The sequence below is a fragment of the Longispora fulva genome (assembly GCF_015751905.1).
GTDB lineage: Bacteria > Actinomycetota > Actinomycetes > Mycobacteriales > Micromonosporaceae > Longispora > Longispora fulva.
Genome location: NZ_JADOUF010000001.1, coordinates 1,053,472 through 1,067,434, shown reverse-complemented (window position 1 = coordinate 1,067,434; position 13,963 = coordinate 1,053,472). Strand labels below are relative to the sequence as shown.

Below are 13,963 nucleotides of genomic sequence, written 5' to 3'. Positions count from 1 at the left end.
CCGGCCTACCCGGCGGCCGTGCGGGTCTGGAGCAGTGGGGCCAGGGTCAGGGCGAGGTGCAGCCGCAGCCGGTCGGGTCCCCGGTCCAGGTCGGCGCCCGTGACCTGCCGGATCCGGCCGAGGCGGTGGTAGAGCGTCTGCCGGTGGATGCCGAGCGCCGCCGCGCTGCGTTGCACGTTGCCGGCCTCGTCGAGGAACGTGGTCGCCGTGGCCAGCAGCACCGGGTCCCCGTGGTCGAGGAGTCGGCGCGCCGCGTCGTCGAGGACGGCGTCGCGCAGCTCGGCCGGCGGGCCGCAGGCCAGCAGCCGGTAGATGCCCAGGTCCGGCCAGCTGGCGACCGGGCGCAGCCCCGGCACCTCCGCGCTGACCCGGATCGCGAGCCGGGCCTCCCGCCAGCTCTCCCGCGCGTGGGCCAGGTCGGGGCGGGGCCCGCCGATCCCGGCGACCGCGTGCCGGCGCAGGTCGGGCGGGAGCTGTTCGGCGTACAGGGCAAGGGCCTGGTGGGCCAGTGCGCGGGCGGGCCGCAGGTCGGCGGCGTCGTCGAGGGGCATCAGGAGGGTGCTGTGGTCACCGCCGGTCGCGGCCATCACCGACCGGGGCAGCCGCCACAGATTCATGGGTACGGCCTGGTTCACCGACTCTGGCACCGTCCGCAGCACGACCGCGACGACGGGTACGTCCCGCCCCACCAGCCCCAGTTCGGCGATCTCCTCGGCGGCGGCCTCCACGGTGCCCGGGTCGGGGGACAGCAGGCTCTGCACCCTGTCCTCCAGGCGTTCCTTGGCCCGGGCCTGCTGGGCCAGGACCGCGCCGGCCCGGGCCGCGTCGTGCAGGGCCGCCCCGAGCAGGGCGTCGTCGAGGTCGTGCCGCTCGTCGAGGAGCCACAGGTAGCCGTAGGTGACGCCGTTGAACCGGGCGGGCAGGCATACCCGGGCCAGCACGTCGCGGTCCGGGTCGGCCGGGGTGCGCACCGGCCGGTCGCTGGTGGCGATCCCGAACCGTTCGAACCACTCCCGGACCTCGGGCGAGGAGCCCCGGTCGAGGATCGACCGCTGGCGGACGTGGTCGATCCCGCCGGACTGGGAGCCGAACGCCACCAGGTTGAAGTCGCGGTCCTCCAGCGTCACCGGGGTGGCCAGCAGCCGCGACACCCGGTCGACGATGTCCTGCAGCTCGGGTCGCATGCCGCGATTCTCGCACAGGTTCGTTGAGCATATGTCTGAGAAATAGGTCACCCGACTGTGACGTCTGTCTGTTGAACGGGGTGGCCCGTCAGGCATACGTTCTCGGTCACCGCCGCGTCGCGGCCCCCTCAGGAGGTCTGTCCGTTGTTCTCGCAACCCTTGTTGATCGCGTCCCGCAGTGCGCGGATGCGCCGCGCCGTCACCGGCACCCCGGCGCTGCGCCGGCTGGCGGACCGGTTCGTGGCCGGCGAGACCCTGGACCAGGCCGTCGCCTCCACCACCGGGCTCGTCGACCGGGGCCTGCACGTCACAATCGACCACCTGGGCGAGGACACCCTCGACGCCGCGGACGCCGCTGCCACCCGGGACGCGTACCTGGCGCTGCTCGGCCAGCTCACCGACCTCGGGCTGTCGGGTCAGGTCGAGGTGTCCGTCAAGTTGTCGGCCCTCGGGCAGAAGCTCGCCACGGACGCCGAGCAGGTGACCCTGGCCAACGCCGTCGCGATCTGCGAGGCGGCGCGGGTCGCCGGCACCACGGTCACCGTGGACATGGAGGACCACACCACGGTCGACGCGACGCTGGGCACGGTGCGCGACCTGCGCGGGGAGTACCCGTGGGTCGGGGCGGTGCTGCAGTCGTGCCTGCGGCGCACCGAGGCCGACTGTGCCGACCTGTCCACCGCCGGTTCCCGGGTCCGCCTGGTCAAGGGCGCGTACGCCGAGCCGGCGTCGGTCGCCCACCCCGCCAAGCGGGACGTGGACCTCGCGTACGTGCGGTGCATGCGGACGTTGATGGCGTCGAAGGCGTACCCGATGATCGCCACGCACGACCTGCGGATGGTCGAGATCGCCGAGAGCCTCGGCACCGAGCTCGGCCGTGAGCCGGGCAGCTACGAGTTCCAGATGCTCTACGGCATCCGGGCCGCCGAGCAGCGCGACCTCGCCGCCCGCGACCACCTGGTCCGGGTGTACCTGCCCTACGGCGAGGACTGGTACGGCTACTTCATGCGCCGGCTCGCCGAGCGCCCGGCCAACCTGGCCTTCTTCGCCCGGTCGTTGTTCAGCCGCTGACCACCTGGGTCCCGGTCGCTCCAGGCGGGCGCGACCGGGACCCAGGCCACACCGGTGCTCAGCGGCCCCGCCGGTGCAGGAGCGCCGTCACGTCCGGGGACACCGGATGCCCCGCCGCCCGGCACTTCGCCGCGTACCCGGCGAGCGCGTCGGCGAGCGCGTCGTCGGCCCGCCGGTCCAGGTGGTGGATCGCGGCCAGCGGCACCCCCTCCAGCACGCAGGTCAGCACCGCCTCCCGCCAGGCCGTGTCGTCGAGGTGCTCGGAGTAGGGGCCCATCGCGGCGGCCAGCAGGCGTGGGTCGTGGCTGCCGACCGCCTCGTGCAGCACCGGGACGGCCGCCGGCCCGAGGTCCAGCATGGGCAGCGCGCGCAGCACGGCGTGCTTCTCCGTGGCGTCGCCGAACTGGTAGAGCTGCTCGACGACCTCGGCGAGTTTGCGGCCCCGGGCCGGCAGGACGGTCAGCAGCAGCACCCGGGCGGCCGTGTCGGCCGTCCAGCCGGGGGCGTCGGGTAGGTCCACGTGGCCGCAGCGCCGCCGGGCCACGGAGTAGTAGCCGACGACGGTTCCGGGTTCCGCCGCGACGCGGATGAGCGCGCGCACCAGCCAGTCGCGGTCGGGCACCGCGACGAGCGCCGCGCGCAGGCGGTCCGGGGTCATGGCAGTCCTCCTCGCACCGTTCAGGTGATCACGCGGGCGCGGCCGTGTCCAGGGATCGACGCGTCGAGATGCCTATGTGAACGCCGCGTCGAACGCGGCCGTGGGCGGGTCGAAGGTCATCGTGCGGACGAACGCGAGCGCCTCGGGGGCACCGACGAGCCGGTCCATCCCCGCGTCCTCCCACTCGATCGAGATCGGGCCGGCGTATCCGATGTGGTTGAGGGCCCGGAAGCAGTCCTCCCAGGGCACGTCGCCGCGGCCGGTGGACACGAAGTCCCAGCCGCGTCGGGGGTCGGCCCAGCCGAGGTGGGACGACAGCCGGCCCCGGCGGCCGTCGCCGACCCGGATCCGGGTGTCCTTGCAGTCCACGTGGTAGATCCGGTCGGCGAAGTCGAGGAGGAAGGCGACCGGGTCCAGGTCCTGCCAGACCATGTGGGACGGGTCCCAGTTGAGGCCGAACGCGGGTCGGTGGCCGATCGCGTCGAGGGCGCGCCGGGTGGTCCAGTAGTCGTAGGCGATCTCGGCCGGGTGTACCTCGTGGGCGAAGCGGACGCCGACCTCGTCGAAGACGTCGAGGATCGGGTGCCAGCGGGCGGCGAAGTCGGCGTACCCGTCTTCGATGGTCTTCTCGGGGACCGGGGGGAACATGGCCAGGGTGTGCCAGATCGACGAGCCGGTGAAGCCGACGACGGTGTCGACGCCGAGCCGGGCCGCCGCGCGGGCGGTGTCCTTCATCCGGTCGGCGGCCCGGCGGCGCACGCCCTCGGGGTTGCCGTCGCCCCAGACGGCGGCCGGCAGGATGGACCGGTGCCGGTCGTCGATGGGGTGGTCGCAGACGGCCTGGCCGACGAGGTGGTTGGACAGGGTCCACACCCGCAGGCCGTGGGCTTTGAGGATCCGCCGCCGGTCGGCGACGTAGTCGTCGTCGGCGAGGGCCCGGGCGACGTCGAAGTGGTCGCCCCAGCAGGCGATCTCCAGCCCGTCGTAGCCCCAGCCGGCGGCGAGCCGGCAGACCTCCTCGAACGGCAGGTCGGCCCACTGGCCGGTGAACAGGGTGATCGGTCGGGTCATGCGTCACACTCCAGATCAAGATCTTTTCAGGGTTACGGTGGGGACCGACCCGACAGCGTCGGTCCCCACCGTGCGCGCTAGGGCAGAGTCCACTTCTGGTTGGCCCCACCGTGGCAGTCCCAGATGATCAACTGGGTGCCGTCGGCCGTGCCGCCGCCCGACGCGTCCAGGCACCGCCCCGACTGCGGGTTGCGCAGCGAACCGTCGGCCTGCGCCGCCCAGTTCTGCGCCCCCGTGCCGTTGCAGGTCCACAGCTGCGCCTTCGTCCCGGCGGCGGTCGCGCCACCGGCCACGTCGAGGCACTTACCGAGCGACCGCAGCGTCGTACCGGTCACGGTCCAGGTCTGCGCCGCCGACCCGTTGCAGGTGTACAGCTGGACCTTCGTCCCGTCCGCCGACCCGCCGCCGGCCACGTCCACGCACTTGCCGGCCACTCCCCTGATCGGACCGACCCCGCCCGGCGGGGTGGTCGCCGCGAGGGTGAAGTCGTCCACGTCGAAGGAGGAGCCGGTGGACACCAGATACAGCCGGTGCCGTCCGGCGGGGACACCCGTCAGGGTGGTGCTGACATTGGCGTAGGTCTCCCAGCCGCCGGTGGCGGGCACGGCCACCGAGCCGAGGAGCGCCCCGGTCGGGGAGTCGGCCCGGATCTGGAGCCCGCCGGTGGAGCCGACCCCGGCGACCCGGGCGGTGAACGCCGTCGCCCCGGTCAGGTCGGTGTCGTTGTAGGCGGCCCAGTCCCCCGGCTGCACGTCGCCGAGGACGGCGCCCCCGTGCGCGGCGTGCGGGTAGAGCCGGGGCCCGTCGGCGTTGACGGCGGAGGCGTACTCGGCCTGCACCGCGTACGTCCCGGTCTCCCGGATCCGGATGTTGCGGAAGGAGGCGTCGTCGCCGGTGCCGTGGTTCTGGATCCCGATGTAGCCCTGTTGCAGCGACCGGACCGGGTCGGTGTTGGTGAAGTCGTTGATCAGCGCGCCGTTGAGGAACACCCGGAGCCTTTCGCCCTCGACGAGGATCTCGTAGGTGTTCCACTCCCCCGGCGGATTGAGCGCGGCGTCGCGGGCGGCCAGGTCGGCGGACTGGAAGCCGTAGACCGCCCCCGTGGTGTGGTCGGGGGTGTCGGTGGCGTCGATCTGGATCTCGTAGCCGTTGTTGACGGCCGACCACGGGTCGGTGCTGGCCGGGAAGCCGACGAACACGCCGGAGTTGTCGTCGCCGGCGAGCTTCCAGTCGAGTTTGAGGGAGTAGGAGTGCAGCTCCTTCGCCGAGTACCACAGCAGGCCCAGGCCGTCGTGGGAGGTAAGGGTCGCGTCGGTGTTGGTGAACCCGCCCGGCCCGGCCTGCGACCAGCCGGTGGTCGAACCGTTGAACAGGCTCGTGTAGTTGACCTCGGGCCGGCAGTCGGCCTTCGTCCTGCCCGCCGCGTACCGGATGCCGCCGAGCAGTTCGGCGCGGAACGCCGGTTCGGCGTACGAGGCGATCGTGTGGCCCTGCCCGGTGTAGAAGGACCGGCCGCCCTGGAACGACTTGCACCACACGTGCGGGTGGTCGGCGCCCATCGCCCCGCCGGCGTAGCTGGACTCGTTCAGGGTGGCCAGCACGTGGGCGTCGCCGCGCGGGTTGAGCCGGTAGTTGTACCACTCGTCGTAGCGGGACCAGGTGGTGCCGAGGTGCGCGGTGGCGGCGTGCGCGCGGTCCTCGACGGTGGCCGTCGCCTGGGCCTGGGCGGGGTGCGAGGCGAAGTACGCACCGACGAGTTCGCCGTAGAACGGCCAGTCGTACTCGGTGTCGGCGGCGGCGTGGATGCCGACGTACCCGCCGCCGGCCCGGATGTAGGACTCGAAGGCGGACTGCTGGGTGGCGTCGAGCACGTCGCCGGTGGTGCTGAGGAACACGACGGCCTGGTACTGGGAGAGGGTGGTGGGGTTGAAGGTCGTCGCGTCCTCGGTGGCCGTGACGGTGAAGTTGTTGGCGGCGCCCAGGTCTCGGATGGCCTGGATGCCGGCGGGGATCGAGTCGTGCCGGAACACCGTGGTCTTGGAGAACACGAGGACCTGGTAGGGGCTGTCGGCGGCGTGCGCGGTCGGGCCGGTGACCATGGCCAGTGCCAGGGCGGTCACGGCCAGCAGTCTGGGGAGCAGGGCTCTCATGGCGGTGCCTCTCGGATCGTGGGGACGGCCGGCCTCGCGGGACCGGACCGGAGCCGGGCCGGGCGGGCGGCGCGGGGCCGCCCGCCCGGTGCCGGCTAGGGCAGGGTCCACTTCTGGTTCGGGCCGGCGTGGCAGTCCCAGATGATCAGTTGGGTGCCGTCGGCGGAGCTGCCGCCGGAGGCGTCCAGGCACCGGCCGGAGACGGGGTTGCGCAGCGTCCCGTCAGCCTGGGCGGCCCAGTTCTGGGCTCCCGTGCCGTTGCAGGTCCACAGCTGCACCTTCGTGCCGGCCGCCGTCGCGCCGCCGGCCACGTCCAGGCACTTGTTGAGCGCCCGCAGCGTCGACCCGTTCACGGTCCAGGACTGCGCGCCGGTCCCGTTGCACGTGTAGAGCTGGATCTTCGTGCCGTCGGCCGTGCCGGCGTTGGCCACGTCGACGCACTTGCCGCCGACGCCCTTGACCGGGCCGACCCGGGACGTGCCGGTGTTGAGGGTGAACGCGTCCACGTCGAACAGCGCGCCCGCGCCGCCGGTGAACACCAGGTACAGGCTCGTGGTCCCCGTCGGGGCCGCCGTGATCGCCCCGGTGACGGTCGCGAAGGTCTCCCAGCCGCCGGTGACCGGCACGGTCGCCGAACCGATGGCCGGGCCGGTGGGCGAGCCGGTCCGCAGGGTCAGGGTGCCGCCGACCCCGGCGGAGGACACCCGGGCGTCGAAGGACACGGCGTTGCCGACCTGGTACCGGGCGAAGCCGATCCAGTCCCCGTTGTTGATGTCCCCGACGGTCGCCCCGCCCTCGGCGGTCGCCTTGGTGAACTTGTTGATCCCCGACGAGGTGCCGAAGTGCTCGGCCTGCCGGTGCCGGGGCTGGGTGACGTGCTGGTCGTGGGTGGTCAGCGCCGGCTGCCCGTTGGCGCCCTTGTCGGTGTACTGGGCGTCGAAGACCCCGTAGATGTTCGCCGACGCGTCGTGTTCCCCGTCCACGGGCACATTGATCGACCCGGAGCACCCGGTCGCCGAGGTGATGGCGTGCCCGTGGCTGTCGTGGCCGAGGATGTAGGTCACGGTCACCTTCGAGCAGTCGATCGGCCCGTCCTCGGGGTCGGTCACCGTGACCTGGAACGGCACGGTGTCCCCGAAGGAGAACAGCTGCCCGTCCCCGGGCAGCGACAGGGTGACCGTCGGCGCGGTGTTGCCGACCGTGACGGTCACGTTGGCCGTGGCCGTGTTCCCGTCCGGGTCGCGCACCGTCAGCGTGGCCGTGTACTGCCCGTTCGCCGCGTACGTGTGCCCCGGGTTGGCTGCCGTCGACGTCCCGCCGTCGCCGAACGCCCAGGAGTAGGTCAGCGCGCCGCCCTCGGGGTCGGAGCTGCCGGCCGAGGAGAACGCGACGGCCAGTGGCGCGGTGCCCGACGTCCGGTCGGCCTTCGCCACCGCCGACGGGGCGCGGTTGGCCCCGCCGATGTAGTCGATCCGGTACAGGGCCGAGTTGGCGTCGCCGCTGAAGTAGCCGGTGCCGTAGTCCAGGACGTACAGCGCGCCGTCCGGGCCGAACGCCGTGTCGATGATCTGGGTGCCGGCCCACGGGAAGGCCGCGATCGCCCCCGGGGTGCCGTCGGCGTTGACGTCGATCGCCTTGAGCCACTGGCGGCCGAACTCGGCGGCGAGGTAGTGCCCGTCCAGGCTGGCCGGGAACTTCACCGGGGAGGTCGAGGCCGCGTCGTAGTGGTAGACGGCGCCGCCCATCGGGGACTCGCTCCCCGAGCCGAACTCCGGCGGGGAGCCGGCGTCGCCGCCGTAGCGGATCCACGCGGACCGGGCGGCCGGCAGCGTGGCCAGGCCGGTGTTGCGGAACGAGTTGTTCGTCGGCCCCGAGCAGTCGTACTTCGGCCCCGTGCTGTCCGTGGCGAAGTTCCACTCGTTGTACGTCTCGGCGGCGGTGTTCGTGCCGGTGCAGTAGGGCCAGCCGTAGTTGCCCGGCCCGGTGATCCGGTCGAACTCTACCTGCCCGCCCGGCCCCCGGTTGGCGTCTGCGGCCCCGGCGTCGGGCCCGTAGTCGCCGAGGTAGACGACGCCGGTGGCCTTGTCGACGCTCATCCGGTACGGGTTGCGGAAGCCCATCGCATAGATCTCCGGCCGGGTCTTCGCCGTGCCCGGGGCGAACAGGTTGCCGGCCGGGATCGAGTAGGACGCGTCGGCGTTCACCTTGATCCGCAGGACCTTGCCCCGCAGGTCGTTGGTGTTGGCCGCCGAGCGCTGCGCGTCCATGGCCGGGTTGCGGTCGGTGCGCTCGTCCAGCGGGCTGTACCCGTTGGAGTTGAACGGGTTGGTGTCGTCCCCGGTGCTCAGGTACAGGTCGCCGGCGGCGTCGAAGTCGATGTCCCCGCCGACGTGGCAGCACATCCCCCGGTCGGCGTCGACGTCGAGGACCTTCTTCTCGCTGGCCAGGTCGAGGGTGCCGTCGGTCTTCAGGACGAAGCGCGACAGCCGGTTGACGCCCTTCCACGCCGAGAAGTCGGTGCCGGTGGCCGGGGCGTCACCGGCGGGGGTGGACAGCGGCGGCGCGTAGTACAGGAAGATGAAGCGGTTGGTGGTGAAGTTGGGGTCCACGCCGACGCCCTGCAACCCCTCCTCGTCGTGGGAGTAGACGGTCAGCTTGCCGGCGACCTTCGTGCCGCCGGCCGCGTCGGTGAGGCGCAGCGTGCCGTCGCGGGAGGTGTGCAGGACCGAGCGGTCGGGCAGCACGGCCATCGTGATCGGCTCGCCCATCTCGGCGACCCCCTTGGCGAGGGTCACCTGCTGGAAGTCTGCCGGGTTGATCACGTCGTGGGCCTGGGCTGGCAGGGTCACCGCGAGGAGCGGTGCGGACAGCAGCGCGGCGACGAGCAGCCGGGCGCGCCACCGGAGGGACGGTGTCATGGCGGTCCTTAGAGGAGTGAGGGGAGGGGAGGTTGCACCTGCGTCCAGCCGGCGCCGTTGGCCACGCTGCGTTCGGCGGCGTCCAGGACGAGTTGCACGGTGAGGGCCTCGGCGAACGAGGGCTGCGGGTCGGCCCCGGTCCCGATCGCGTCGATCAGGTCGCGGAGCTGGTGGGTGAAGGTGTGCTCGTAGCCGAGGGCGTGCCCGGGCGGCCACCAGGCCGACAGGTACGGGTGGTGCGGCTCCGTCACGAGGATCGTGGTGAAGCCCTGCTCGGCCGCCGGCCGGTCGGCGTCGTAGTAGGCCAGCTCGTTGAGCCGTTCCAGGTCGAAGGACAGGGAACCGCGATCGCCGTTGATCTCGATCCGCAGGGAGTTCTTCCGCCCGGTCGCGAACCGGCTGGCCTCGAAACTGGCCAACGCTCCGCCGTCGAGCCTGCCGACCACGAGCGCGGCGTCGTCGACCGTGACCCGACCGCGCCGGGTGCTCCCCCAGGTCAGCGGACGTTCCTTGACGAAAGTCTCCGTCACGGCGCTCACCCCGGTGATCCGCTGCCCCGTGACGTGCTGGGCCAGGTCCACGACGTGCGCGCCGAGGTCACCGAGCGCCCCGGATCCGGCCCGGTCCCGGCGCAGCCGCCATACCAGCGGGTACCCGGGATCGGTGATCCAGTCCTGCAGGTACGCGGCCCGCACGTGCCGGACCGTCCCCAGCCGCCCGGCCGCCGCCAGGTCCCGCATCAGCGCGATCGCGGGCACCCTGCGGTAGTTGAACCCGCACATCGCCCGGACGCCTCCCGGGTGGGCGCGGGCCGCGGCCTCGACCATGGCCTCCGCCTCCGCGAGCGTGTTGGCCAGCGGCTTCTCGCACAGCACGTGCTTGCCGGCCTCCAGGGCGGCGATGGCGATCTCGGCGTGGCTGTCTCCCGGCGTGCAGATGTCGATCACGTCGATGTCGTCGCGGGCGACGAGTTCACGCCAGTCGGTGCAGTGCCCGGCCCAGCCGAGGCGGTGCGCCGCCGCCGCGACCCCGGCCCGGTCCGTGCCGCAGACGGCCGTCATCTCGGCCCGCAGCGGCAGGTCGAAGACCCGGTTGACCGTGCGCCAGGCCTGGGAGTGGGCGGTGCCCATGAAGGCGTACCCGACCATGCCGACGCGGAGGGTGGACCCCATGGTCAGAAACCGAGGGTCAGGTAGCGGTCCACGTTCGCCTTCGTGACCGTCTCGGCCGCGAGGATGATCTCCTTGGGGACCTGGAGTTCGACGAGGTCGCCCATGCCCCGGCCCTGGGCGAGGAGCCGGGCCAGGGAGATCGCCGAGGACGCCATCGACGGGCTGTAGGTGACCGTGGCCTTCAGGACCGAGTTGTCGGCCTTGATGGTCTCCATGGCCTTGCGGGAACCCGCCCCGCCGACCAGGAGGAAGTCCTTGCGCCCGGACTGGGCGATCGCGGCGAGTACCCCGATGCCCTGGTCGTCGTCGTGGTTCCACACCGCGTCGAGCTTCGGCAGGGCCTGCAACAGGTTGTCGGCCTCCTTCTGGCCGGAGTCGGCCGTGAACCGGGCCGCCCGCCGGTTGGCCACCTTGAACCCGAACGTGGCCAGCGCGTCGGCGAACCCCTTGCTGCGCTGCTGGGTCAGCTCCAACTCGTCCATGCCGGCGATCTCGCCGATCACCGGGGCGGTCTTCCCGGTTGCCTTGAGCTGGGCCCCGACGTACTGCCCGGCCGCGACCCCCATGCCGTAGTTGTCGCCCTTGATCTGCAACCGGTAGGCCAGGTCCTCCGGGAACGCCCGGTCGAGGTTCACCACCGGGATGCCGGCGGCCATCGCCTTCCTGCCGACGGAGTTGAGCTCCTTGCCGTCGTGCGGCAGCATCACGATCACGTCGGGCTTCGCGGCGATCAACGTGTCGAGGGCCGCAGCCTGGGCCGCGGCGTCCTTGCCCGCCTCGACCTTCCTCAGGGTGACCTCCGGGTACAGCTTCGCCTGCGCCTCGGCGTTGGCGGTGATCGCGGCGATCCAGCCGTGGTCGGCGGCCGGGGCGGAGAAGCCGATCGTGACCGGCTTGCCGGCGGCGGCGTTGTCGGCGGCGTTGGCCTTGACGCTGGTGTTGCCGGCCGGGGTGTTGGACGTGCACGCGGCGAGGGCGGTGCCGGCGCCGAGCGCGGTGGCGGAGACGAGGAACGTGCGGCGTGAGGGGGACATGACAACCTCTTCGGGGTACGGGGGTCCCGGCGACCGTCGCGGCGACGGTCGCCCGGGGCGGGGCGGAGGGGGCGTAGCTGGTGGGATTCCGGGGGCGGACGGGCCTAGCTGGTGGGCTTTCGGCGGCGGAGGCGGCCGAAGGGGAACTGCTGGACCAGGACGGCGGCCACGATGATGCCGCCCTTGACCATGTTCTGCACCTCGGTGGGCAGGTTGTTGACGGCGAACAGGTTGGTGATGGTCGAGAACACCAGCACGCCGAGCAGCGAGCCGACGATGGTGCCCCGGCCACCGGTGAGCAGGGTGCCGCCGATGATGGCCGCGGCGATGGCGTCGAGTTCGTACATGTCGGCCATGGCAGCCTGGGCGGAGGTGGCCTGGGCGGTGAGCATCAGGGCGGCGATGCCGCAGCACAGGCCGGACACGCCGTACAGGAGCACGGTGTGCGGGCGGATCCGGATGCCGGCGAGCCGGGCCGCCTCCGCGTTGCCGCCGAGCGCGACGGTGCGCCGGCCGAAGGTGGTGCGGTTGAGCAGGCCCCAGCCGAGGAGCACCACGGCCGCGAGGATCCAGATCAACAGCGGGATTCCGAGGTACCGGGCGGTGGCCAGGTCGTTGATCGCCGCCACGTCCACGGTCTGGGTCTGCTTCCCGGAGATCCGGGCGGCCAGTCCCCGGGCGGCGACGAACGTCGCGAGGGTGGCGATGAAGGGGACGAGCCGGCCGTAGGCGACGAGTACCCCGTTGACGAGGCCGGCGCCGAGGCCGACGACGAGCGCGGTGAACACGATCCCGCCGGCGCCGAAGCCCTGGGTGGCCAGGGTGGTCGACCACACGCCGGCGAGCGCGATCAGGCCGCCGACGGACAGGTCGATCCCGCCGCCGATGATCACGAAGGTCATGCCGACGGTGACGACGCCGATGGCGGACGCCTGCTTGAGGATGCTGAACAGGTTGGGGCCGAGCCGGTCGCCGTCGAGGAAGATGTCCGGCCGGGTCCAGGCCCCGATGCCCAGCAGGGCGATCAGGACGACGACGAGTCCGAGGTTGCGGCGCACCGGCTCGCCCCGGTCGTCGCGCCACCAGTCCGTGAGACCGGTCACCCTGCGCACGGCGGTCTGGTCGAGGGGGGTCGCGCCGAGAGCCGGGGAGTTCATGCCGGCCTCCTTTCGGTGGTGGGGTGGACGGTGTGCAGGGAGCCGGACATCACGAGGCTGAGGACAGCCGACTCGTCGAGCTGATCGGCCGGGCCCTCGTGTACGACCCGGCCCTCCCGCATCAGCAGCACCCGGTCGGCGAGCCCCAGCACCTCCGGCACCTCGCTGGACACCAGCAGAATGCCGACGCCGTCGTCGGCGAGCCGGCGGATCGCCCGGTACAGCTCGGCCCGCGCGCCCACGTCCACCCCCCGGGTCGGCTCGTCGAGGAGCAGCACCCGGGTGCCGCCGAGCAGCCACCGGCCGACGACGACCTTCTGCTGGTTGCCGCCGGACAGGGTGCGCACCATGCGGCGCACGCCCGGCGGACGCAGGCCGAGGCGGCCGGCGACGGCTTCGGCCGCGGCCCGTTCCCGCCCTGACCGGGTGACCCCGTAGCTGGCGAACCGGGCGAACGTCGCGAGGGTCATGTTCCGGTCGACGGGCTCGGACAGCAGCAGCGCCTGGCTCTTGCGTTCCTCCGGGGCGAGGCCGAGGCCGGCGCGCACGGCCGCCGGCACGCTGCCGGGGCGCAGCGCGCGGCCGGCCATCGTGATCTGCCCGGCGTCGGCCCGACGTGCCCCGAAGATGGTCTCCAGTACCTCCGAGCGTCCGGAGCCGACGAGGCCGGTGATGCCGACGATCTCACCGGCCCGCACGGTCAGCGACACGTCGGCGAACTCGCCGGCGCGACCGAGTCCGCGCACCTCGAGCAGTTCGGCCCCGGCGTCCGGCGGGCCGGCCGGGCGCGGCGGGAACACGTACTCGATGGTGCGGCCCGTCATCCGGTTGACGAGGTCGCCGACCGGCACGGTCCGGGCCGGCAGGTTCGCCGCCGTGGTCCGGCCGTCCTTGAGGACGGTCACCCGGTCGCCGATCTCGCGGATCTCGTCGAGGCGGTGGGAGATGTAGACGACGGCGATGCCCTGGCCGGTGAGGTCGCGGATGACCCGGAACAGGTTGGCCACCTCGTCGTGGGCGAGGACGGCGCTGGGTTCGTCCATCACGAGCAGCCGGGCGTCGTGCGACAGCGCGCGGGCCATGCTGACGATCTGCTGGCCGGCCGCCGGGAGCCGGCGCACCGGGCGGCGGGCCGGGATGTCGCCGTGGCCGAGCCGGTCGAGGATCTCCCGGGTACGCCGCGCCATCGCTCCCCTGCCGACCAGTCCGAACCGGGCCGGCTCGTGGCCGAGGAACACGTTCTCGGCGACGGACAGGTCCGCGACGAGGTCGAGCTCCTGGTAGATGGTGGCGATGCCGAGCCGGGTGGCGGCCTTCGGGTCGGGCAGGGTCACCGGTCGGCCGTGCCACTCGATCCGGCCGGCGTCGGGGCGGTGCGCTCCGGACAGGACCTTGATCAGGGTGGACTTGCCGGCGCCATTCTGCCCAAGCAGGCAGTGCACCTCCCCGGGCCGGACGTCCAGGGACACGCCGTCGAGGGCCCGCACGCCAGGGAACGTCTTGACGATCCCGTCGAGCCGGAGCAGGAGCCCGTCCGGGTCGCCCGGC

Annotated in this window: 10 protein-coding genes; 1 reads left to right on the top strand and 9 read right to left on the bottom strand. The window is 72.7% G+C overall.

Translation table 11 applies throughout. The features are described from left to right. Positions 1-5 precede the first annotated feature (5 nt). Positions 6-1,184 carry a PucR family transcriptional regulator gene (locus tag IW245_RS04695; protein ID WP_197001965.1) on the bottom strand — a complete coding sequence of 393 codons (1,179 nt, stop codon included), beginning with the start codon at positions 1,182-1,184 and terminating at the stop codon, positions 6-8. Positions 1,185-1,328: 144 nt separating this feature from the next. On the opposite strand from IW245_RS04695, the gene IW245_RS04690 reads away from it, so the two are divergent. Further along, positions 1,329-2,255 (top strand): proline dehydrogenase family protein, encoded by a 927-nt coding sequence (locus IW245_RS04690; RefSeq protein ID WP_372445084.1) that lies wholly within the window; start codon positions 1,329-1,331, stop codon positions 2,253-2,255. A gap of 58 nt (positions 2,256-2,313) precedes the next feature. On the opposite strand, the gene IW245_RS04685 is transcribed toward IW245_RS04690, so the two are convergent. The 8 genes from IW245_RS04685 to IW245_RS04650 all read right to left on the bottom strand — a co-directional run bounded on the left by IW245_RS04685 (position 2,314) and on the right by IW245_RS04650 (position 13,941). Beyond that, the gene (locus IW245_RS04685; RefSeq protein ID WP_197001963.1) at positions 2,314-2,913 is read right to left on the bottom strand and encodes an EboA domain-containing protein; all 600 of its coding nucleotides are present in this window, start codon (positions 2,911-2,913) and stop codon (positions 2,314-2,316) included. A 72-nt stretch (positions 2,914-2,985) separates the two neighbouring features. After that, complete coding sequence (locus tag IW245_RS04680; protein ID WP_197001962.1) at positions 2,986-3,984, bottom strand: sugar phosphate isomerase/epimerase family protein; 999 nt, start codon at positions 3,982-3,984, stop codon at positions 2,986-2,988. A 77-nt stretch (positions 3,985-4,061) separates the two neighbouring features. Continuing rightward, positions 4,062-6,134, bottom strand: coding sequence for a ThuA domain-containing protein (locus IW245_RS04675; RefSeq protein WP_197001961.1), 2,073 nt, complete (start codon positions 6,132-6,134; stop codon positions 4,062-4,064). 95 nt (positions 6,135-6,229) lie between these two features. Next, on the bottom strand, positions 6,230-9,052 hold the full coding sequence (locus IW245_RS04670; protein WP_197001960.1) for a PQQ-dependent sugar dehydrogenase: 2,823 nt from the start codon (positions 9,050-9,052) through the stop codon (positions 6,230-6,232). An 8-nt stretch (positions 9,053-9,060) separates the two neighbouring features. Continuing rightward, a complete protein-coding gene (locus IW245_RS04665) occupies positions 9,061-10,224 on the bottom strand; it encodes a Gfo/Idh/MocA family protein (RefSeq protein WP_197001959.1) in 1,164 nt (387 codons plus the stop codon). Positions 10,225-10,226: 2 nt separating this feature from the next. Continuing rightward, positions 10,227-11,258 carry a substrate-binding domain-containing protein gene (locus IW245_RS04660; protein WP_197001958.1) on the bottom strand — a complete coding sequence of 344 codons (1,032 nt, stop codon included), beginning with the start codon at positions 11,256-11,258 and terminating at the stop codon, positions 10,227-10,229. Positions 11,259-11,362: 104 nt separating this feature from the next. Further along, complete coding sequence (locus tag IW245_RS04655) at positions 11,363-12,415, bottom strand: ABC transporter permease (protein WP_197001957.1); 1,053 nt, start codon at positions 12,413-12,415, stop codon at positions 11,363-11,365. After that, positions 12,412-13,941: a sugar ABC transporter ATP-binding protein gene (locus IW245_RS04650; RefSeq protein WP_231399287.1), complete on the bottom strand. Its 1,530-nt coding sequence runs from the start codon at positions 13,939-13,941 to the stop codon at positions 12,412-12,414. Before IW245_RS04650 ends, IW245_RS04655 begins: the two co-directional genes overlap by 4 nt. Positions 13,942-13,963 lie beyond the last annotated feature (22 nt).

Bases quoted from the DNA above. Each gene is read 5' to 3' on its own strand.
- IW245_RS04655 (WP_197001957.1), bottom strand. From the start codon at position 12,415: ATGAACTCCCCGGCTCTCGGCGCGACCCCCCTCGACCAGACCGCCGTG.
- IW245_RS04660 (WP_197001958.1), bottom strand. From the start codon at position 11,258: ATGTCCCCCTCACGCCGCACGTTCCTCGTCTCCGCCACCGCGCTCGGC.
- IW245_RS04675 (WP_197001961.1), bottom strand. From the start codon at position 6,134: ATGAGAGCCCTGCTCCCCAGACTGCTGGCCGTGACCGCCCTGGCACTG.
- IW245_RS04695 (WP_197001965.1), bottom strand. From the start codon at position 1,184: ATGCGACCCGAGCTGCAGGACATCGTCGACCGGGTGTCGCGGCTGCTG.
- IW245_RS04670 (WP_197001960.1), bottom strand. From the start codon at position 9,052: ATGACACCGTCCCTCCGGTGGCGCGCCCGGCTGCTCGTCGCCGCGCTG.
- IW245_RS04680 (WP_197001962.1), bottom strand. From the start codon at position 3,984: ATGACCCGACCGATCACCCTGTTCACCGGCCAGTGGGCCGACCTGCCG.
- IW245_RS04685 (WP_197001963.1), bottom strand. From the start codon at position 2,913: ATGACCCCGGACCGCCTGCGCGCGGCGCTCGTCGCGGTGCCCGACCGC.
- IW245_RS04665 (WP_197001959.1), bottom strand. From the start codon at position 10,224: ATGGGGTCCACCCTCCGCGTCGGCATGGTCGGGTACGCCTTCATGGGC.